Here is an 18,582-nt window from a genome sequence, read left to right as displayed (position 1 = left end):
TGATTGATTTTTTACGGCCGCTGGATGCGCGTCCGGGCGTCCAAGAAAAAGCCGGCCCTTGCGGGGCCGGCTTTTTTCATTCAGTCACGAATCGTGTGGCTGTTTAGCGCCAGTGACCATGACGGTGACCGTAGCCACCACGGTAGTACCCACCGCCGTAGTAGCGGGGACCGTAGTAGGCCGGCGGGCCGTAATACACCGGGGCCGGACGGTAATACACGGGCGGCGGCGGACGGTAATAAACCGGCGGCGGTGCGTAGTAAACCGGGGCCGGCGGCGCGTAGACCGGGGCCGGGTAGTAGGCGGGACCGCCCACGCCGACCGCCACGCCCGGCACGCCGACACCGATCGACCAGCTCACGTCGCTGCGCGCGCTGGCCGAGGTGGCTGCAAACAATGCACCGGCTGCCACGACGCCCGCGGCAGCCCATTTGAAGAAGGTGGAACGTGTGAGGCTCATGATGTTGACTCCTTGTTTCGGGGGCTGCGTCCGGGTCTGGACCGCCCATGTGTGTATTGAACGCGGCAATTGCAAACGGGGTGCACCGGCCATTGTGAAGAACGTTGCCAAAGGTAACCCACAGGGGGTCGCCTCTAGAATGAAGCAATGACCTCCCCGACCGACAAAAGCGGCGCCAAAACGGCCGCCGCACCGAGCAATTTCCTGCGCCACGTGATCGAGAACGACCTCGCACAGGGTGCCTATTCCGGCCGCAAATGGGGCGGCTCCCCCGGCAACGCCGCCCACCATGCAGAGGGCATGACCGACCCCGCCAAGGTCCGCCTTCGCTTTCCGCCCGAACCCAACGGCTACCTGCACATCGGCCACGCCAAGAGCATCTGGCTCAACTTCGAACTGGCCCGCGAGTACGGTGGCGTGAGCCACCTGCGCTTTGACGACACCAACCCCGAAAAAGAAGAGCAGGAGTACGTCGATTCCATCCGTGATGCCGTGAAGTGGCTCGGCTACGAAACCTACCTGGCCGACCGCCCCAGCGCCCCCGGCACCCTGCAGCCGCACGAGTACTTCGCGAGCAACTACTTCGACTTCATGTACGAAGCCGCCGAGTACCTGATCGGTGCCGGCCTCGCCTACGTGGACGAGCAAACGCCCGAAGAAATGCGCGCCAACCGCGGCGACTTCACCACGCCCGGCACAGACAGCCCCTTCCGCAGCCGCACGCCCGAAGAGAACCTTGCGCGCTTTCGCGAGATGCGCGATGGCAAGCTCGACGACGGCGCTGCCATCCTGCGCGCCAAGATCGACATGGCGAGCCCCAACATCAACATGCGCGACCCGGCGCTCTACCGCATCCGCCGGGCTACGCACCACAACACCGGCGACAAGTGGTGCATCTACCCGATGTACACCTACGCGCACCCGATCGAAGACGCGCTGGAGCAGATCACGCATTCGATCTGCACGCTCGAATTCGAAGACCAGCGCCCCTTCTACGACTGGCTGCTCGACCGCCTCGCCGAAGGCGGCCTCATCGCGAGCCCGCACCCGCGCCAGTACGAATTCGCGCGCCTGAACGTCACCCACGTGATGACCAGCAAGCGCAAGCTGCGCCAGCTGGTCGAGGAAGGCCATGTCGACGGCTGGGACGACCCCCGCATGCCCACCATCGCCGGCCTGCGCCGCCGCGGCTACACGCCCGAGGCGCTGCGCCTGTTCTGCGAGCGCAGCGGCACCACCAAGTCGGGCGGCTGGATCGACTACGCGAGCCTGGAAGCCGCGCTGCGCGACAGCCTCGACCCCATCGCCCCGCGCGCCATGGCCGTGCTCGACCCGGTCAAGCTCGTCATCACGAACTGGGGCGAACTCATGGGCGGCGACGATGTGCTGGACGACTGCTCCGCCCCCGTGCACCCGCACCACCCCGAGATGGGCAAGCGCGAGTTCAAGCTCGGCCGTGAGGTGTGGATCGAAAGCACCGACTACGAAGACGTGCAGCCCAAGGGCTTCTTCCGCCTGTTCCCGGGCAACAAGGTGCGGCTGAAGTACGGCCACGTCATCGAATGCACCGGCGCCACGCGCGATGCCGACGGCAAGCTCGTCGAAGTGCAGGCCACGCTGGTGCCGGACACCAAGAGCGGCACGCCCGGCGCGGACGCGATCAAGGTGAAGGGAAACATCACCTGGGTGGCTGCGGCGGATGCGGTGCAGGCCGAGGTGCGGTTGTACGAGCGGCTGTTTGCTGCGGCGAATCCGGGGAGCGGGGAGCTGCTGGACGAACTGAACAAGCAGAGCCTGGAGATTTGCTCGGCGTTTGTGGAGCCTTCATTGGCGACGGCCCAGGCTGGCGTGGGGATTCAGTTCGAGCGGCATGGGTACTTCGTGGTGGATACGAAGACGGATGCGGTGGGGAAGCGGGTGTTCAATCGGGCTGCGGGGATGCGGGATAGCTGGGGCAAGTAAATCAAGATTTCGAAATTTAATTAACCAACCCTCAATTCCATGGAACAACTACTCGCCAAATTGACAAATCTTGGGTACGAATTCTTTGGAATCATATTGCCCGGGATTATCGCTCTTGTTTTTCTGGTCATGTGGTGGGTTTCTATGGGGCAACTCGCACCCGTCTTGTCCTCTAACTTTTTCCCGCATCTCACATCCAACAATGCATCCTTGATCATAGAGTCGATTAGCGTAAAGACAGGCATTGGAATTGCACTTCCAAGCTTAATAATCACCTATTTTCTCGGCCATATTTTACAATGGACGGCCAGATCGGGGGGCGCCAGCGAGAAGAATGTCAAAAGTGCGTTTCAGAGAACAATCAGATCTCTCATTTTCAGAATTCCGAAGTACGAAAACTCCCATGACCTCAATCTGACACCGCTCTTCAATGCGGTTCAAGAAAAGTTCTCTCACGACAAGACTCCACTAACTTGGGGTCAATTTTTTCCCCTTGCAAAAAGCTATCTCGCTCGAAATTTCAGCCAATCACTGGTTTCCAATTATCAAAACAAATATACGCTGCACCGATCAGTCGCCTTGGCATCCGCATGTTTATTCTGGATGTGCTTGGCTGGAATTGCGGCAGGAGTTATAGCGATTCACTACGGCTACGCTTCTCCCCGATGGTGGATACTCTTTTTTCTCGGTGGTTTTTCATTAGTTTCAGTTTGGGGTTTCTCGGGCAGCTATGCTTATAACTGGCGACTTTTCGGAAATTCCATTGTCACGGAAACCTATTCTTTGATTTTTGGGCCAGACAATGATCAATCTAAACCATAAAAATCTGGTAGCAATTGATGTTGAAACCAGTGGTGCAAATCCATTTAAGCATGATGTTTTAGCGATTGGAATATTTCCAATCAACAGAAGCATTCCGCCAAAAAATATCTACATTCGCCATGAGGCAATCGAATGGAGCAGTTACGCGCACGAGATATTTCAGGCATATGCTACCGAATGGCGCGAAAAGGCAGTTAGCCCGACGCTGGCTTACATCGAGATTGAAAAATATATTTCCGAAAACTTTCAGGATCAAACAATTACACCCGTAGGTCACAACATTGGATTTGATTTGGTTTTTTTGAAAAAACTGGCATTCCAAAGTGGGAATGATCAAATATCAGGAATTTCCCACAGAGCCGTTGACACGCATTCACTGCTCTATGTGCTGGCCCTTGAAAACAAAATACCCAGCTCAGCCGTCACATCTGATGGTGCTTTTTCTTACTTTGAGATAGAGATAAAAGAAAAAGATCGCCACACGGCGATCGGGGACGCAGAAGCAACAAGCGATTTGTTAAGAAAAATTCTTAACAAATTCGGCGAAATTACCTAACGCAAAAACCGAAAGGGCTTGCCTGTCTGCAGCAGGCTCCCGCAAGCAGCTAGCGATCCTGCAAGGCAATGAACCTTCCGAGCCCTTCCCGCCTCATCCGCTTCAACAAGCCCTACGGCGTCCTCAGCCAGTTCACCCCCGAGGGCCGCTGGCGCGGGCTGAAAGACTTCATCGACATCCCCGACGTCTACGTCGCCGGCCGCCTCGATGCCGATAGCGAGGGCCTGCTGCTCCTCACCAATGACGGCCAGCTCCAGGCGCGCATCGCCGATCCGCGCTTCAAGATGGAGAAGACCTATTGGGTGCAGGTGGAGGGCGTGCCGACCGAAGAGGCGCTCGCCGCGCTGCGCCAGGGCGTGCAACTCAACGACGGCCTCACGCGCCCTGCCCGCGCCCGCCTGCTCGATCCGCCGCCCGATGTGTGGCCGCGGCAACCGCCCATTCGCGAGCGCAAGAGCATTCCGACCGCTTGGCTGGAGCTGGCGATCAGCGAAGGTCGCAACCGCCAGGTGCGGCGCATGACCGCCGCTGTCGGGCTGCCCACGCTTCGCCTGATCCGCGCCGCCATCGGGCCGCACACGCTCGATGGATTGGCGCCCGGCACCTGGCGCGAGTAACAACGCGGCCGCGCGACGTCACAGACAGAACCTGTTTCATTCGATCTCTTCTTCATGCACGACCACATCCGAACCACCTCGCCCGACCTCCTCACGCCCGCACTGATGAATCGCCGCAGCGCATTGCTCGGCACGCTGGGCCTGCTCGCGCTGCCCGCAACGCAGGCCGTCGCTGCTGCGCCCGCGAAGTCGAAGCAGGCGCAACCGCAGAAGCACCCCGACGTCTGGCCGCACGCATCCCAGGTGCCGGGCGGCGTCGCGCGCCTGTCGCTCGGCCCGAGCGCCAAGCGCCCGGCGGCCTTTGCAGGCGACGTGCCCTTGCTCGTTGTGGGTGACGCCATCGAATGGACGGCGCTGGTCGGCATCCCGCTCGCAGCCAAGCCCGGCGACGCGAGCATCACGGTGCGCGCCGAGAACGGCAGCAGCGAAAGACAGGTCGCCTACACGGTCACCGACAAGCAATACCGCGAGCAGCGCCTGACCGTGGCGCCGCGCACGGTCGACCTCTCGCCCGAGGACGAAGCGCGCTACGTGCGCGAGCGCGATCACCTGACCGGCGTGATGGCCACGCTCACCGACCTGCGGCCCGATGCTTCGCTGCAGATGCGCGTGCCCGTGCCGGGTCGCCGCTCCAGCTCGTTCGGCCTGCGCCGCGTGTTCAACGGGCAGTCGCGCAATCCGCACAGCGGGATGGACATCGCGGCCAGCACCGGCACACCGGTGCTGGCGCCGCTGCCGGGGCGGGTGATCGATACGGGGGACTACTTCTTCAACGGCGGCACGGTGTGGCTCGACCATGGCGGCGGGCTGCTGACGATGTACTGCCATCTGAGCCGGGTGGATGTGAAGGTGGGGGATGTGGCGAAGACGGGGGAGCCGTTGGCGGCGGTGGGTGCGACTGGGCGGGTGACGGGGCCGCATCTGCATTGGTCTGTGATGTTGAATCGGGCGATGGTGGACCCGGCGTTGTTCGTTGCGGCTTGAGTAATCACCCTGAGTTCCGGATTCCCCTCGCCTCATAAACTCGCGCCATTCCAACGAGGGGTGGGTTGAGGCGATGACCAAACAGACAAAAGTCGAGCGGCGCCGCGAACGCGCACGCAGCAAACTGGCGGGCAACGGATGGACGGCGATCGTCGTCGGCGTCTTGCTCCTGGTGGTGCTTCCGGCTTTCATGCACGGCCCGATCATCGGCACGCTCGGCACGGCGCTTCGCCCTGCGGGCTGGACGGCGCTGGCGATTGGCGTGGCCTTGCTGGGGCTGCACTACATCGTCGCTCGCAAGAAGGTTGTGCCTCAGGCCATCGAGCGTACCGAGCCATCGGCTGCTGCGGTCAAGGCCGCTCGTCCAACGGTTACCCCTCCTGCTGCCGCACGACGCGAACCCGTATTGGATTCCGAGTTCTCCCAGCCAACAACGCCCTCGCCTTCAGTACCCGCACCTGCACAGCAGCAGCAATGGAGCCCCGCGGTGCTCGCAGCCATCGAATGGCGCCGCTTCGAGGCCTTGTGCGAAGCGCTCTACGCGCAAGCGGGTTTCACCACGCGCAGCCAGTCGCACGGCGCGGACGGCGGCATCGACATCTGGCTTCACTCCAAGCACACCGACGTGCCGCGCATCGTTCAATGCAAGCACTGGCGAAGCAAGGTGGGCGTCAAGGAGATGCGGGAGTTCCTTGGCGTGATGGCTTCGCATCAGTTGAAGAGCGGCACCTATGTGACGAGCTCGACGTTTTCCGCCGACGCCGCAGCGTTCGCCAAGGCCAACGGCATCCACGCGCAGGACGGCGCCGCCTTGCTCAAGCTGATCGGCCAGCGCACACCCGAGCAGCAGGCCGCATTGCTCACCGTGGCCTACGAAGGCGACTACTGGCGGCCCACCTGTGCAAGCTGCGGCACGAAGATGGTCGAGAAAAATTCGTCCAAAAATGAAGGCAGCTTCTGGGGTTGCGCCAACTATCCAAAGTGCCGGGGCAGGACGATTCCGAAGTCGAAGGCATCTGCAACAGTCTGACCACGAGGCGCGCCATGACCGATCAACCGCTGTTTACCGAAGCCTGCCTGGACGCATCCTTCGCCCGCGCCACCCGCCGCGAAACCCTCGACATCCTCAACACCCGCCTGCACCCCGCCCTGCAGAAAATCCTAGCCGCCGAAGTCGCCTCAGGCAACCGCGTCGTCGACGTCGGCATCGACTGGCCCGACGCAGGCTCGGTGCACGTCACCCTGCACAACCACTTCGACAACCGCCACGCGAACGCCGAAGCCGTCTTCAGCCTCTGCGACGATCCGCACTACTGGCACGCCGACTACAGCACCACGGCCAAGCCAACGCACCTGCTCATCTGCTGACCGCCTTCTTCGGCCACGCCGATGTGCTCCACGCAATGAGCGCCAGCAGCGCCACCTGAACCGGCAGCCGCACCACCAGCGCCCAATACGGCACGCTCGCAAACAGCTCCGGCCGCTGCAGCATGTAGAAATGCGCGGGCGTCACGGCCAGGGTCAGAAGGAAGAGGCCGATGCCCGCAGCACGCCGCGTCGGCCGCCACAGCAGCCCGGCCGCACCCAGCAGTTCGAACACGCCGCTCACCAGCACGGCCGCGCGCGGCCAGGGGATGTACGGCGGCACGATGCGCATCTCCGCTTCGGTCGCCACGAAGTGCGCGACACCGCCGATGGCGAACCACAGGAAGACGAACACCAGGCCCGCCACGCGCCAGCGGCTCATGACGGGCGAGTTCGTCATGCGCTTCAGATCGGCTTGGTCAGATACACCGCTTCGCGCCCCTCGATCACGCGCTGCGCGGGCATGAAGATCGTGCAGTCGTCGCACGGCGCGCGGATTTCATCGGGGCCGTTGGTCGCGATCAGCTCGTCCTTGGCAAAGGTCTCGAAGCCGATCAGCGGCCGCACGAACGCGAAGTCCGCCGACTTGATGACGTGCGTCTGCAGCAATTGAAAGCGTCGCTGCGGCGCGGGCGCAGGCGTGGCCGGGTCCTTGTCGACGAGCCCGAAGTACGCGAGGAAGTCATACGTGACAGCAGTGGCCAGCACCGACGCCGAGCGCAGGAAGTGCTGGCCGCACTCGACCACCATCGCCACGCCCTTGCCGTCGGGGCCGCCGTGGCTGCCGTACTGGATCAGCGGCGTGCCTGAGCCCAGGCCGTCGGGCATCACTAGGTGCACCGACGGGCGGCCGATGGCCAGCGCCACCTCGGCGTTGCGCTCGAACGCCGGGTAGACCCAGAACGGCACGACGGGTTGGCTGGTCGAATGGATGTCCAGGATGTGGTCGGCGGCATCCACCACCGGGCGAAGCACGCGCGCGCGGCGCAGCTCGGGGCTGTCTTCGCCGCCGTCCAGCCATTCGGGCGACCAGATGCGGTTGAGGTTGTGCACGATCTGGCGGCTGTCGTAGGGGGACTCTTCCTTGAACGACTCGTAGGCGTCGATGTTGGCGAAGGCCACGGTGAGCGTGCCGATCTTGGGGCGCACGTTGTTGTCGAGCAGGTGGGTGGCGGCGGTCATGCCGCAGATTTCGTTGCCGTGCGTCAGCGCGTTGATCAACACATGCGGGCCGGGCTTGCCGGACTCGAATCGATGCACGTAGTCGATGCCGACGTTGCCCTGGCGGTAGGCGGAGAGGTCGCGGGGGAGAACTTCGAGGGCGGGGGGGGATTGGGTCATGGGGCTGTTGGCGTGGGAGCGATGCGGTCCAGCAAGTTTGCTACAGGCCGGCAATCAGCGCATACCGTGTGCCTCTGCCCTGCCCCGTTCGTGTCATCACGCCCAGTTCGACCATCTCCGTGAGTTCGCGGTAGGCCGTGGCGCGCGACACGCCGGCAATGGCCACGTATTTCTCGGTGCTCATGCCACCCAGGAATCCGTCAGGACCGGCGTCGTAGAGCTTGTTCACCACCTTGCGCTGGCTTGGCGTGAGCTGCGGATGCGCCGCATCGAGCCCGGCCCAGAACCCAGCCTTCGCGCCAGCGGCCTGGATCTGCGCCAAGGTCGAGAGGCATGCCTTTTCGACACAACCGATGAACCAGCGCACCCAGGATGTGACGTCCATATGCCCTTGCGCACTCGCGGCCTGCAACTGGCCGTAGTACCCGGCACGGTCGAGCCACAGCTGCTGCGACATGCTGAACAGGCGCTGGTTGCTGCGCAGGTCCTGCGCCAACGCGAGGTCACTCAGCGCTCGACCGATGCGGCCGTTGCCGTCTTCGAAGGGATGGACCACTTCGAACCACAGGTGTGCGATGGCGCTGCGCACGATGCCATCGATTTTGGGATGTTCGCGCCCTTCCTCGAACCATTCGAGCAGCGCCTTCATCTGCGCGGGAACATCGCGCGAGGGCGGGGCCTCGTAGTGCACCGTGTCGGGCTTTCCGAGACGCGGCGTGACGATCTGCATCGGGTCTTCATGAACGCGATAGGCGCCGGTGACGATGCGCGTGATGCCGCTGCGTCCATTCGGGAAGAGCGCTGCGTGCCAGTCGAGGAGCGATGCTTCGGCCAGAGGTTCGTTCCAGCGGGCGACGGCAGCTTCAACGATGTCGAGCGTTGCCTCGGTACGGTCGTCCCTTGGAAGGCGGTTCGCCGCCGTAAGGCCAAGGCGGCGTGCCGCAGAAGCCCGCACCGAATTGACCTGCAGCGCTTCGCCCTCGATCTGCGCGGTGGCAACGGCTTCCTGCGTCCACTCGCCAAGCTGGAGCTCGGCGAGATCTACGAGTTGAAGATTGCCGGCCACGCCCAGCATTCGCCCTTGCGCAAGGCGCGCTGCCGACAGCGCGGGCTGCAGTGCCTGCGCATCGACCTCGAAGTACGGCCATTTTTCGGCTTGCCAAATCCACATGAAGCGTATTTTAGGCAAATACGCTTCAAAAATGAAGCGTATTTAGGACAAATACGCTTCAGGTACCCGAATTAACGCACCTGCTGGTAATCCACAGGCACCCACGCGTACCCCGAGCCCTCAGCCCGGATCCGTCCCAAGCCCGGGAACGGCAGATGCGCGCCGGCCACCAGATAGCGCCCCTTGGCCGCATCGGCATACGCCTTCTTGCGCTCCGCTGCGGCGGCCTTGGAATCGGTGTCGAACGAGATGGTCACCTGCGGCTGCACGAACTGCACCGAGGCCACGTGCATCAGGTCGCCCCACAGCACGAGCTTCTGGCCCTTGGACTCGACCACGTAGGTGTTGTGGCCGGGCGTATGGCCGTGGGCAGCCACGGCCTTGATGCCGGGCACGAGGTCGGCGTCGCCCTTCAGGGGCTTGAACTTGCCGGCTTCGACGTACGGGTTCAGCGACGCCTGCGCGCCCTGGAAGAAGCTCTTCATCTCGGGCGAAGCCTTCTCCAGGTTGGCCTTGCTGAGCCAGAAATCGGCGTCTTCCTGGCCGGCGTGGATGGTGGCGTTGGGAAAGGCCAGCTTGCCGTCGACGATGAGGCCGCCGACGTGGTCGCCGTGCATGTGGGTGATGAACACGTCGTCGACCTGCTCGGGCTTGTAGCCGGAGGCCAGGAGGTTGTTGCGCAGGTTGCCCAGCGTGGGGCCGAAGAGCGAGCCGGCGCCGGTGTCGATCAGCACGAGCTTGCTGCCGGTGTTGATGAGGTAGCTGTTCACCGAGGTGGGCACCAGGTCCTTCTTGAAGGAGCGGTCCAGGAGCCTGCCGACCTGCGCCTGCGTGGTGTTGGTGAGCAGCTTCTTCACCTCCAGGTCGATGGTGCCGTCGAACAATGCGGTGACCTCGAAGTCGCCGAGCATCATGCGGTAGAAGCCCGGCGCCTGGATCTTGATCTGGGGCGCGGCGGCGTGCGCCGCGAATGAAAGCATCAGCAGGCTGCCTGCCAGCGCAGCGAGGCCGCGGCGCAGCCAGTGGGTGGATTGGGTCATGGGTCTTCTTCGGGCTTGTCTTTAGAGGGGCGAAGAATAGCCCAGTCGCCCGCTCGGCCGGCTCTGCCCGCCGCGCGCCCTTGCCTGCCCCTTGCTTACCAGTTGACTTCGCGCTCCGGCGTGGCCGAGATGTGGTGAATCGACAGGTCGGCGCCGTCGTATTCCTCTTCCTGCGACAGCCGCAGGCCCATCGTGGCCTTGAGCACGCCGTACACCACTGCGCCGCCGACCAGTGCCCAGACCACGCCGATCACCGTGCCGATCAGTTGCGCCCCGAGGTTCACGCCGCCGATGCCGCCCAGCGCCTGCGTGCCGAAGATGCCGGCCGCGATGCCGCCCCAGGTGCCGCACAGGCCATGCAGCGGCCACACGCCGAGCACGTCGTCGATCTTCCATTTGTTCTGCGTGAGCGTGAACATGAAGACAAAGATCGCGCCCGCCACGCCGCCCACCACCAGCGCGCCCAGCGGATGCATCAGGTCGGAGCCGGCGCAAACGGCCACGAGACCCGCGAGCGGGCCGTTGTAGACGAAGCCGGGGTCGTTCTTGCCCAGGGCCAGCGCCACCAGCGTGCCGCCGACCATCGCCATCAGCGAGTTGACGGCCACCAGGCCCGAGATCTTGTCGATGCTCTGCGCGCTCATCACGTTGAAGCCGAACCAGCCCACGCACAGCACCCACGCACCGAGCGCGAGGAACGGAATGTTCGACGGCGGATGCGCGCTCAGCGAGCCGTCGCCGCGGTAGCGGTTGCGGCGCGCCCCCAGCAGGATGACCGCCGGCAATGCGAGCCAGCCGCCCACGGCGTGCACCACGATCGAGCCCGCGAAGTCATGGAACTCGTGGCCGGTGACCGAGGCGATCCAGGCCTGGATGCCGAAGGCCTTGTTCCATGCAATGCCCTCGTAGAGCGGATACACCACGCCGACGATCACCGCGGTGGCGATGAGCTGCGGCCAGAACTTGGCGCGCTCGGCGATGCCGCCCGAAATGATGGCCGGAATGGCCGCGGCAAAGGTCAGCAAGAAGAAGAACTTCACCAGCTCGTAGCCGCTCTTGGCCGCGAGCTCGGTGGCGCCCACGAAGAAGTGGGTGCCGTAGGCCACGCCGTAGCCGACCAGGAAGTACACGATGGTCGAGACCGAGAAGTCGACCAGTATCTTCACCAGCGCATTGACCTGGTTCTTCTTGCGCACGGTGCCCAGTTCCAGAAAGGCAAAACCGGCATGCATGGCCAACACCATGATGGCGCCGAGAAGGATGAACAGCGCATCTGCGCCCTGTTTGAGTGCGTCCATGGGAGCTTCTTGCAGTTTTTGGTTTGAATTGGTGCATCGCACCCGGATTGCCCGGAGCGATGGTGCAAGGAAGCAAAAATGGTGCCTGAAGGCTCTTTGATGGTGCGAAACGGGCCATAACGGCGCGTCCGCGCACCGGAACAGGCTGCTTTTTCAGCCGGTCTAGCCTGCGCCGGCCCGGAGCGCGTCGCGGTACCGCCGGCTGCAGGGCACGGTCGTGCCGTCGTGCATGTGCAGACGGGCATCGCCGCCGTCCAGCGGCTCGATTTCCTTGATGCGCGCCAGGTTCACCGCATGGCTTCGGTGCACGCGGACGAACCTGGCCGGGTCCAGCTGGGTCAGGAAATCGGTGAGCGTGGCGCGCAGCAGGTAGTCGTGGCCGTTGACGTGCAGGCCGACATAGTTGCCCTCGGCCTGGAGCCAGTCGATGTCGGTGGCGGCGATCAGGAATTCGCGGCGCAGCTTGCGCACGAGAAAGCGCTCCGGCCGGGTGGGTGGAGGCGGCAGGGGTGGCGGGCTTGCTTCCGGTTCGGGAGGGGCGTCGTCGGGAGCGGGCGATGACGGCAGCGGCGCTGTTTCGGGCGGATCGGACACCCCCGCCTCCGGCGCATCGAGCACCCTCGCCTCGCCCTGCAGCCGCAGCATGAACAGCCGGTAGGCCCAGATCCCGAAGACGATGGAGATGTAGACCCGCACGTCCTTCAGGTACTCGTAGCCCCACTGGCCGGTCCAGCCGCCGAAGTCGTAGCGGCTGCCCATCAGGGCATAGACCAGCGAGCGCACCGCGAACATGCCCGCCACATGCACCACGCTGATGGCCACGCTGGCCGCCACGTGTCCGGCCACGAAACGCACCCAGCGGCCCGGCATCAGCGGCGCCAGCCGGCGCTCGATGGCCACGAACACCGGGATCAACATCAGCAGCACCAGATGGCTCGATCCCTCCCAGGTGACGATTTCCCAGGTCGCGCGCGGCACGGCGCGGGCGCGGGCGTCGACCGCCGCGACCATGGTGCTGAACACGCCCTGCAGCGCCATCAGCACGATCCAGAAACCCACTTCCACGTAGCGGCGGATCGGCTCGTAGCGCTCGTACAGGTTGCGGTGGGACGCTTTCATGCCCGGGATTCTCGCCATCTGCGCGATGGCGGGGCGAATTTCGTCCCAGCGGGGCCACCGCTCGTCACAAAGGCCGGGCCATCCGTCCCGCGGGTGCGCCGCCGGGCGGTGCCGGGCCACACGATGGCCGCACTTTCTGTTTCGAGGACCCTGAAATGAACCTCCCGACTTCCCAGCCGCCACTCCCCGACGGCCACCGGCGCCACGACATCGACGCGCTGCGCGCCCTGGCCTTCCTGTTCGTGATCCTCTATCACGTGGCGATGTACTACGTGGCCGACTGGCCCTGGCACCTCAAAAGCCCGCACGCGGCCGAATGGCTGCAGTGGCCGATGCGGGTGCTGAACCTCTGGCGCATGGACCTGGTGTTTTTGATCTCCGGCGTGTCGCTCGGCTTCCTCGCCCGCCACCAGGGCACCGGGGCGCTGCTGCGCAGCCGAGGCGCCCGGCTGATGCTGCCGCTGGTGTTCGGAATGATGGTGATCGTGCCCTACCAGGCCTACGCGCAGGGCGTGGCCAACGGGCTGGTCGCGCCGGGTTTCGGCGCCTTCCTGCTGCGCTACCTGTCGATGGCCGAGCCGTGGCCCAAGCGCGCTTTCGACGGCGCGGAGTTCGGCATGACCTGGAACCACCTCTGGTATCTGCCCTACCTGTTCGCTTACACCGCGCTGATCGCTCTGACGCTGCCGCTGTGGAAATCGCCCGCCGGCCAGTGGGTGCGCCGCCGGTTCAACGCGCTGCGCGGCTGGAAGTTGCTGCTGCTGCCAGTGCTCCCGCTGCTCGCATGGACGGTGCTGCTGGCCCCGCACTTTCCGCCCACGCACAACCTGGTGCGCGATTTCTACCTGCACGCCATCTACCTCACCGTGTTCCTCTACGGCTACTGGATGGGCGTGGACACAGGCATCTGGAAGGAGCTGGAGCGGCTGCGGCGGGTGTCGCTGGTGCTGGCGGTCGTGGCGATCGGCACGTTCATCGCGCTGCGGGTCGGCGCGGGGAGATCGGCCCCCGGCCTGCTCATGGACCTGCTGCGCACGCTCTATATGTGGCTGGCCATCGCAACCATCCTGGGCCACGGCCACCGCCACCTGAACCGCCCGTTGCCCTGGCTGCGCTGGGCCAACGAGTCGGTCTACCCGTGGTACGTGCTGCACCAGACGCTGATCATCGTCGGCGTGACCGTGCTGGCGCCGCTCGCGCTCGGCCCGGTGCTGGAGCCCGCGCTGCTGGTGGCGCTGACCATCCTCGGCTGCTGGCTGCTGACCGACGGGCTGATCCGCCGCGTCAACTGGCTGCGGCCGTTGTTCGGGTTGAAGCTCAGGCGGCGGGCTTCGGCTGAAGCTCTTCCGCCGCAATCGGAACCAGGATGGCGTTCCCCGTCGCCACGAGCTTGAGCGCATCCTCGCCTTTGCCTTCTGGTTGCGCATAGAGCTCCGCCACGACGAACACTTGCTTGCGCCCCGCCTTCACCACCCGCCCGCGCGCCACGAAGGCGCGCCCGATGGCGGGCGAGATGCAGTTGACCGAGAAGTGCGAGGCCAGCACGTGGCCCGCCTGCGTGGCGGCCGCATAGCCGCTCACGGTGTCCAGCAGCGCGGCGATCATGCCGGCGTGCAGGAAGCCGGCGTACTGGCCCATGTCTTCCTCGCGCCAGTTCATGCGCAGCTCGGCTTCGCCGTCGGCGGCCCGATGGACTTCGAAGCCGGCCCAGCGGTTGAACGAAGCGGTGCGGTTGAGGGCCTGGATGGTGTCGAGCATGGCGGTTCTCCTTGGAGCGGAATGGGTTGGTGGTGTGGACGAATCCACTCTACGAACCGGCGCCTGCGCGCGTCGTCGCGCGCGTGACCGGGAGCGTCGTTGCGGTTGCATTGGCGACAGCCGCCATCGGCGCGAAATATTTCTCGCGGCGTCTTAACCCCGTTGAGCGAGCCCGGCCGTATGAGTGGAGGTCAACCCACTCACTCTCGAAGGCTCTTCCATGAAAGCACCCTCCTCCGCCCTCCTGCTCCGCGCCACCGTCGTCGCAGCCACCTGGCTGGTCCTGAGCGCGAGCGCCCAGGTGCCGCCTCCGGCTCCGTCCGACTCGCGCATCACCCAGGTCAAGGTCTACCCCGGCAGCGCCACGGTGGAACGCGTGGCGCGCGTGGCGGCCGGCAGCCGCTCGGTCACCTTCGCGTGCCTGCCGGCGGGGCTGGACGTGCAGAGCCTGCAGGTGTCGGCCGATGCGTCGGTGCGCGTGGGCGAGACGTCGGTGCTCAACGAGCAGCGCGAGCTTTCGGCGCGCTGCGCCACCAGCGCGCTCGACGGCCGCATCCGCGAACTCGAAGACCAGAAGGCCGCGTTGCAGGCCGAGAGCGATGCGCTGGGCATGGTGACGGGCTACCTCAAGGGCCTCTCGGGCGGAGATTCATCACAAGGCGCCCGCGCGCCGATGGACGCGCGCAACCTCGCCGCGGTGACCGACGCGATGCGCCGCACCGGGCAGGACTCGCTGCTGAAACAGCACCAGCTCGCGCGCAAGCAGAGCGACATCGACCGCCAGCTCAACCCGCTGATCGCCGAGCGCAAGCGCTCCCAGGGCAACGGCGCGCAGGTGGTGGCCGTGACGGTCACGCTGGCCGCCAGCGCCGATGCCGAGGTGAAGCTCAGCTACCAGGTCAACGGCCCCGGCTGGACGCCCACTTACCGCGCGCTGCTCGACACCACCATGCGCAAGGTTCGCATCGAGCGCCAGGCGCTGGTGGCGCAAGCGACGGGCGAAGATTGGCGCGGCGTGAAGCTGGTGCTCTCCACCGGCCAGCCACGCCGCGAAACCACCGGCCGCACGCCGGGCGCATGGCGCATCGGCATCGAGCCGCCGCCGCAGCGCGCGCGGGCCGACATGGCCTACATGATGGCCCCGGCGCCGGTCGCGGCGGGCACACCGCCTTCAGGGGAATTGGCCATGGAGCGGCGCGCACCGCTGTTCGACGTGAGCGTGTTCGACAACAGCTTCGCCACCGAATTCTCTGTACCGCAGAGCATCGACGTGCCCTCCAACGGCCAGCGCGTGACGATGGCGCTCGGCCAGTACGAGGACACGGCGAAGCTCGCCTCGCGCACCAGTCCGCGCGTGGATGCGAGCGCCTTCCTGGTCGCCGACCTCGCACAGCCCACGGGCGTGTGGCCGGCCGGCCCGATGCAGCTCTACCGCGACGGCAACTTCGTCGGCAATGGCCAGTGGACGGCACCGAGCGATGCGCGCCTGACGCTCTCCTTCGGCCGCGACGAGCTGGTGCGCGTGCAGGCCGAGCCCGAAAAAGACAACCAGGGCACGGGCGGCTTCGCAGGCACGCGCGCCGAGCGCAAGGTGCAGCGCGCCTACGTGGTCGAGAACCGCCACCGCACGCCGATCGCGGTGCAGGTGCTCGAAGCGGCGCCGGTCTCGGTCGACGAGCAGGTGCGCATCGCCTCGCAGTTCTCGCCGCAGCCCGGCGAGCTGGCGTGGAACAAGCAGCCGGGCCTGGCGATGTGGAGCTTCGACCTCGACGCAGGCAAGACCGCGCGCGTGGCGGCCGACTACACGATCAGCTATCCGAAGGACGCACGCTTGCAGATGCGCTGAGCACTGAACGCGGGTGCGTTCAGAAGTCGAACTTGGCCGACACCTCGAAGGTGCGGCGCGGCGCCAGCAGCACCTGGCTGGTGGCGCGCCCCACCCAGGTGGCGTAGAGCTTGTCGGTCAGGTTGCGCACGCGGAAGCTGAGCAACGCGTTCTTCAGCCGGTAGCTCACTGCCGCATCCATGGTGGTGTAGCCGTTGATGCGGATCTGGTTGGCGGTGTCGGTGAACATGTGGCCGGTGCGGTTGAGCGACACGAAGTACTCGAGCTTCGAGTTGTCGGGCCGGTAGGTCGCAAAGACGTTGGCCACGCGCTCGGGCACGTTGGGCGGCGTCTTGCCCACGCGCGAGACGTTGCCGGCCTCCACCAGCGTGTCGAAGCGCGCATCGAGCGCGGCGAGGTTGCCTGCCAGCGTCCATTCGCGCGTGGGCTTCCACACGGCGGAGAGTTCGAGGCCCCGCGACGACTGGCGCCCGTTGTTCACCGTGTTGGCGGCGTTTGCCGGATCGCGCGACAGCACGTTGTCGAGCTCGATCTTGTAGACCGCCGCGGTCCACTCCAGGTTCGCTTCGGGCAGGCTCTGCTTGAAGCCCACCTCGGCCTGCTTGCCGCGCGACATCGGAAATGCCGCGTTCGATGCCGACAGGAGGAAGAGCGAATTCACCGGCAGCGTGGCGTTGGTGTACTGCGCGTAGATGCTCGACTGCGGCGTGATGTCGTAGACCGCGCCGAGACGGCCCGAGGTCGAACGGTAGCTGCTGCCGAAGCGCGTGTTGCTCCCCAGGTTCAGGTCGGTGACGGCGCGGGCTACCTCGGTGCGGTCGTGGCGCAGCCCCCCAACCAAGGTGAGGTTGCGGACGGGCTTGAGCGCGTCTTCGACGAAGACCGAACTGACCCGCACCTTGGTGTTCATGTCGGTCCGGTTGCCGCCGCCCACGCTGAGCGCCGGGTCGTCGTTGAAGAAGCCCACGTAGGGATCGAACACCGGCACCCGCAGCAGGCTCGCCGTGCCCGCGCTGCTGTTCGAGAAGCGGCGCTGGCTGCCGAAGCGCGTCTCGCTGTATTCGCCGCCGACGACGAGGCGGTTGTCCATGCCGCCGATCGTGCCCTTGTGCGTGGCGTCGATGCGGTCGAGCCAGAAGTCCTGGTCGTGCGTGATCAGCGTCTGGTCGCGCGCGATGCTGGACGGCGCCACGAAGGTGGCGCTCTCGGAATTGCGGAAAACGCGGTTCGACTTGTTGGCCGAGAACTCGTTGCGCCACGACCAGCCGCCGTCGAGCTGGCCCGTGAGGCGCGCGCGCAGCCAGTAGGTTTCCGAGGAGTTGTCGTCGTCCAGCACGTTGTAGTTGGTGCGCGTCATTCGCCGGTCGATCACGCGGCCGTCGGGCGTGCTCACCACGTTCGTCGGCTGCGTCGCGAAGCTGCGCGGCACGAGCGGCGTGCCCCAGTAGGCGTCGTTGTTGTCGCGCAGGTAGTCGAAGGAAAGGTCCAGCTTCACCGAACCGCCGAGGTCGAGCGCCAGGCCGCTGGTGAAGTGGTCGATGCGCTCGCCGTTGCGGTCGATGGTGCCGACCTTGCTGTCGTTGCGGCTGTAGTCGATGCGGTAGGCGCTGGCATCGCCGAGCGCGCCGCCGAAGCCGAAGGCCGCGCGCGTGGAGCCGTAGCTGCCGTACGAGAGCAGCGCCTCCTTGTGCGGGTTGTCGCGGTCGGGCCGCTTGGTCACGAAGTTGACGACGCCGCCGATGGCGCCCTCGCCGTCGAGCACCGAGGCCGGGCCCTTCAGCACCTCGATGCGGTCGTAGTTCCAGGTGTCCTGCACGCGATTGACGACGCCCGCGCCGGAGCTGCGCACGCCGTCGTAGAGGTACATGAGGCTGGTGAAGCCGCGCGTGGAGAGCGTCGTCGGCGACGACGGCGGGCCACCGCCCGACAGGCCCGCCATGCCGCGCAGCGCTTCGCTGAAGGTGCGCGCGCCGCGCTGCTGGATCGCGTCCTGCGACAGGATCTCGACGGAGGCCGGCGTCTCGCGCACCGAGAGGCCGAGGCGCGAAGCGGTGCCGCTCGACTCCTCGAGGTGCAGGCTGTTGGCATCGCGGCTGCCTTCGACGGTGATGGCGCCGAGCTCTGCACTGCTGCCGCCGCTGGTGTTGCCTTGAGCGTACGCTGCCTGGAAGGCCGTGACGGCGGCGACCGCCATGGCCGTGCGGGTGAACTGGATCATTGGACTGTCTGGTTGGAACGAAACG

General features: G+C 65.3%; 18 protein-coding genes. 9 read left to right on the top strand and 9 right to left on the bottom strand.

Annotation, left to right across the window (positions count from 1 at the left end; translation table 11 throughout):
- Positions 1 to 103: 103 nt before the first annotated feature.
- Positions 104 to 460: a hypothetical protein gene (locus NU688_RS12015; RefSeq protein ID WP_206174483.1), complete on the bottom strand. Its 357-nt coding sequence runs from the start codon at positions 458 to 460 to the stop codon at positions 104 to 106.
- Between the two features lie 147 nt (positions 461 to 607).
- Between NU688_RS12015 and NU688_RS12010 the strand changes: the two genes are divergently transcribed.
- From NU688_RS12010 to NU688_RS11980, 7 genes are all read left to right on the top strand, one after another.
- Complete coding sequence (locus NU688_RS12010) at positions 608 to 2,422, top strand: glutamine--tRNA ligase/YqeY domain fusion protein (protein ID WP_257860836.1); 1,815 nt, start codon at positions 608 to 610, stop codon at positions 2,420 to 2,422.
- Positions 2,423 to 2,461: 39 nt separating this feature from the next.
- Positions 2,462 to 3,244 (top strand): hypothetical protein, encoded by a 783-nt coding sequence (locus tag NU688_RS12005; protein WP_257860835.1) that lies wholly within the window; start codon positions 2,462 to 2,464, stop codon positions 3,242 to 3,244.
- Positions 3,225 to 3,800: an exonuclease domain-containing protein gene (locus NU688_RS12000; RefSeq protein WP_257860834.1), complete on the top strand. Its 576-nt coding sequence runs from the start codon at positions 3,225 to 3,227 to the stop codon at positions 3,798 to 3,800. Before NU688_RS12005 ends, NU688_RS12000 begins: the two co-directional genes overlap by 20 nt.
- Positions 3,801 to 3,868: 68 nt before the next feature.
- Positions 3,869 to 4,417 (top strand): pseudouridine synthase, encoded by a 549-nt coding sequence (locus NU688_RS11995; protein ID WP_257860833.1) that lies wholly within the window; start codon positions 3,869 to 3,871, stop codon positions 4,415 to 4,417.
- Between the two features lie 54 nt (positions 4,418 to 4,471).
- A complete protein-coding gene (locus NU688_RS11990) occupies positions 4,472 to 5,401 on the top strand; it encodes a M23 family metallopeptidase (RefSeq protein WP_257860832.1) in 930 nt (309 codons plus the stop codon).
- A gap of 73 nt (positions 5,402 to 5,474) precedes the next feature.
- Entirely contained in the window at positions 5,475 to 6,431 is a 957-nt protein-coding gene (locus NU688_RS11985) for a restriction endonuclease (RefSeq protein WP_257860831.1), read from the top strand.
- A 14-nt stretch (positions 6,432 to 6,445) separates the two neighbouring features.
- Positions 6,446 to 6,769 (top strand): hypothetical protein, encoded by a 324-nt coding sequence (locus NU688_RS11980; protein ID WP_257860830.1) that lies wholly within the window; start codon positions 6,446 to 6,448, stop codon positions 6,767 to 6,769.
- On the opposite strand, the gene NU688_RS11975 is transcribed toward NU688_RS11980, so the two are convergent.
- The 6 genes from NU688_RS11975 to NU688_RS11950 form a co-directional block, all read right to left on the bottom strand.
- A complete protein-coding gene (locus NU688_RS11975) occupies positions 6,759 to 7,166 on the bottom strand; it encodes a hypothetical protein (protein WP_257860829.1) in 408 nt (135 codons plus the stop codon). The two genes, NU688_RS11980 and NU688_RS11975, sit on opposite strands and share 11 nt — an antisense overlap.
- 5 nt (positions 7,167 to 7,171) lie before the next feature.
- A complete protein-coding gene (locus NU688_RS11970) occupies positions 7,172 to 8,107 on the bottom strand; it encodes a succinylglutamate desuccinylase/aspartoacylase family protein (protein ID WP_257860828.1) in 936 nt (311 codons plus the stop codon).
- 40 nt (positions 8,108 to 8,147) lie between these two features.
- Positions 8,148 to 9,278, bottom strand: coding sequence for a Fic family protein (locus tag NU688_RS11965; protein WP_257860827.1), 1,131 nt, complete (start codon positions 9,276 to 9,278; stop codon positions 8,148 to 8,150).
- A gap of 71 nt (positions 9,279 to 9,349) precedes the next feature.
- Positions 9,350 to 10,318, bottom strand: a complete 969-nt coding sequence (locus tag NU688_RS11960; protein ID WP_257860826.1) for an MBL fold metallo-hydrolase — start codon at positions 10,316 to 10,318, stop codon at positions 9,350 to 9,352.
- Between the two features lie 95 nt (positions 10,319 to 10,413).
- The gene (locus NU688_RS11955; protein WP_257860825.1) at positions 10,414 to 11,616 is read right to left on the bottom strand and encodes an ammonium transporter; all 1,203 of its coding nucleotides are present in this window, start codon (positions 11,614 to 11,616) and stop codon (positions 10,414 to 10,416) included.
- A gap of 162 nt (positions 11,617 to 11,778) precedes the next feature.
- Positions 11,779 to 12,735, bottom strand: a complete 957-nt coding sequence (locus tag NU688_RS11950; RefSeq protein ID WP_257860824.1) for a LytTR family DNA-binding domain-containing protein — start codon at positions 12,733 to 12,735, stop codon at positions 11,779 to 11,781.
- Positions 12,736 to 12,890: 155 nt separating this feature from the next.
- Between NU688_RS11950 and NU688_RS11945 the strand changes: the two genes are divergently transcribed.
- Complete coding sequence (locus tag NU688_RS11945; RefSeq protein WP_257860823.1) at positions 12,891 to 14,129, top strand: acyltransferase family protein; 1,239 nt, start codon at positions 12,891 to 12,893, stop codon at positions 14,127 to 14,129.
- Here NU688_RS11945 and NU688_RS11940 read toward each other — a convergent pair.
- Positions 14,053 to 14,493: a PaaI family thioesterase gene (locus tag NU688_RS11940; RefSeq protein WP_257860822.1), complete on the bottom strand. Its 441-nt coding sequence runs from the start codon at positions 14,491 to 14,493 to the stop codon at positions 14,053 to 14,055. The two genes, NU688_RS11945 and NU688_RS11940, sit on opposite strands and share 77 nt — an antisense overlap.
- Before the next feature lie 220 nt (positions 14,494 to 14,713).
- Between NU688_RS11940 and NU688_RS11935 the strand changes: the two genes are divergently transcribed.
- Positions 14,714 to 16,339: a DUF4139 domain-containing protein gene (locus NU688_RS11935; protein WP_257860821.1), complete on the top strand. Its 1,626-nt coding sequence runs from the start codon at positions 14,714 to 14,716 to the stop codon at positions 16,337 to 16,339.
- A gap of 19 nt (positions 16,340 to 16,358) precedes the next feature.
- Here the strand turns inward: NU688_RS11935 and NU688_RS11930 are convergent, their stop codons facing one another.
- Positions 16,359 to 18,557 (bottom strand): TonB-dependent siderophore receptor, encoded by a 2,199-nt coding sequence (locus NU688_RS11930; RefSeq protein WP_257860820.1) that lies wholly within the window; start codon positions 18,555 to 18,557, stop codon positions 16,359 to 16,361.
- Positions 18,558 to 18,582 lie beyond the last annotated feature (25 nt).

It is taken from the genome of Variovorax sp. ZS18.2.2 (genome assembly GCF_024701975.1).
Taxonomy (GTDB): domain Bacteria; phylum Pseudomonadota; class Gammaproteobacteria; order Burkholderiales; family Burkholderiaceae_C; genus Variovorax.
Note: the sequence above shows the minus strand (reverse complement) of the source record. Positions and strands in the feature narration are given on the sequence as shown.

Excerpts from the sequence above, each read along its gene's own strand:
- NU688_RS11960 (WP_257860826.1), bottom strand. The coding sequence starts at position 10,318 with ATGACCCAATCCACCCACTGGCTGCGCCGCGGCCTCGCTGCGCTGGCA.
- NU688_RS11945 (WP_257860823.1), top strand. The coding sequence starts at position 12,891 with ATGAACCTCCCGACTTCCCAGCCGCCACTCCCCGACGGCCACCGGCGC.
- NU688_RS11990 (WP_257860832.1), top strand. The coding sequence starts at position 4,472 with ATGCACGACCACATCCGAACCACCTCGCCCGACCTCCTCACGCCCGCA.
- NU688_RS11930 (WP_257860820.1), bottom strand. The coding sequence starts at position 18,557 with ATGATCCAGTTCACCCGCACGGCCATGGCGGTCGCCGCCGTCACGGCC.
- NU688_RS11980 (WP_257860830.1), top strand. The coding sequence starts at position 6,446 with ATGACCGATCAACCGCTGTTTACCGAAGCCTGCCTGGACGCATCCTTC.
- NU688_RS11970 (WP_257860828.1), bottom strand. The coding sequence starts at position 8,107 with ATGACCCAATCCCCCCCCGCCCTCGAAGTTCTCCCCCGCGACCTCTCC.
- NU688_RS11965 (WP_257860827.1), bottom strand. The coding sequence starts at position 9,278 with ATGTGGATTTGGCAAGCCGAAAAATGGCCGTACTTCGAGGTCGATGCG.
- NU688_RS12015 (WP_206174483.1), bottom strand. The coding sequence starts at position 460 with ATGAGCCTCACACGTTCCACCTTCTTCAAATGGGCTGCCGCGGGCGTC.
- NU688_RS11975 (WP_257860829.1), bottom strand. The coding sequence starts at position 7,166 with ATGACGAACTCGCCCGTCATGAGCCGCTGGCGCGTGGCGGGCCTGGTG.
- NU688_RS12005 (WP_257860835.1), top strand. The coding sequence starts at position 2,462 with ATGGAACAACTACTCGCCAAATTGACAAATCTTGGGTACGAATTCTTT.
- NU688_RS11935 (WP_257860821.1), top strand. The coding sequence starts at position 14,714 with ATGAAAGCACCCTCCTCCGCCCTCCTGCTCCGCGCCACCGTCGTCGCA.
- NU688_RS11995 (WP_257860833.1), top strand. The coding sequence starts at position 3,869 with ATGAACCTTCCGAGCCCTTCCCGCCTCATCCGCTTCAACAAGCCCTAC.
- NU688_RS11950 (WP_257860824.1), bottom strand. The coding sequence starts at position 12,735 with ATGAAAGCGTCCCACCGCAACCTGTACGAGCGCTACGAGCCGATCCGC.
- NU688_RS12000 (WP_257860834.1), top strand. The coding sequence starts at position 3,225 with ATGATCAATCTAAACCATAAAAATCTGGTAGCAATTGATGTTGAAACC.
- NU688_RS11940 (WP_257860822.1), bottom strand. The coding sequence starts at position 14,493 with ATGCTCGACACCATCCAGGCCCTCAACCGCACCGCTTCGTTCAACCGC.
- NU688_RS12010 (WP_257860836.1), top strand. The coding sequence starts at position 608 with ATGACCTCCCCGACCGACAAAAGCGGCGCCAAAACGGCCGCCGCACCG.
- NU688_RS11955 (WP_257860825.1), bottom strand. The coding sequence starts at position 11,616 with ATGGACGCACTCAAACAGGGCGCAGATGCGCTGTTCATCCTTCTCGGC.
- NU688_RS11985 (WP_257860831.1), top strand. The coding sequence starts at position 5,475 with ATGACCAAACAGACAAAAGTCGAGCGGCGCCGCGAACGCGCACGCAGC.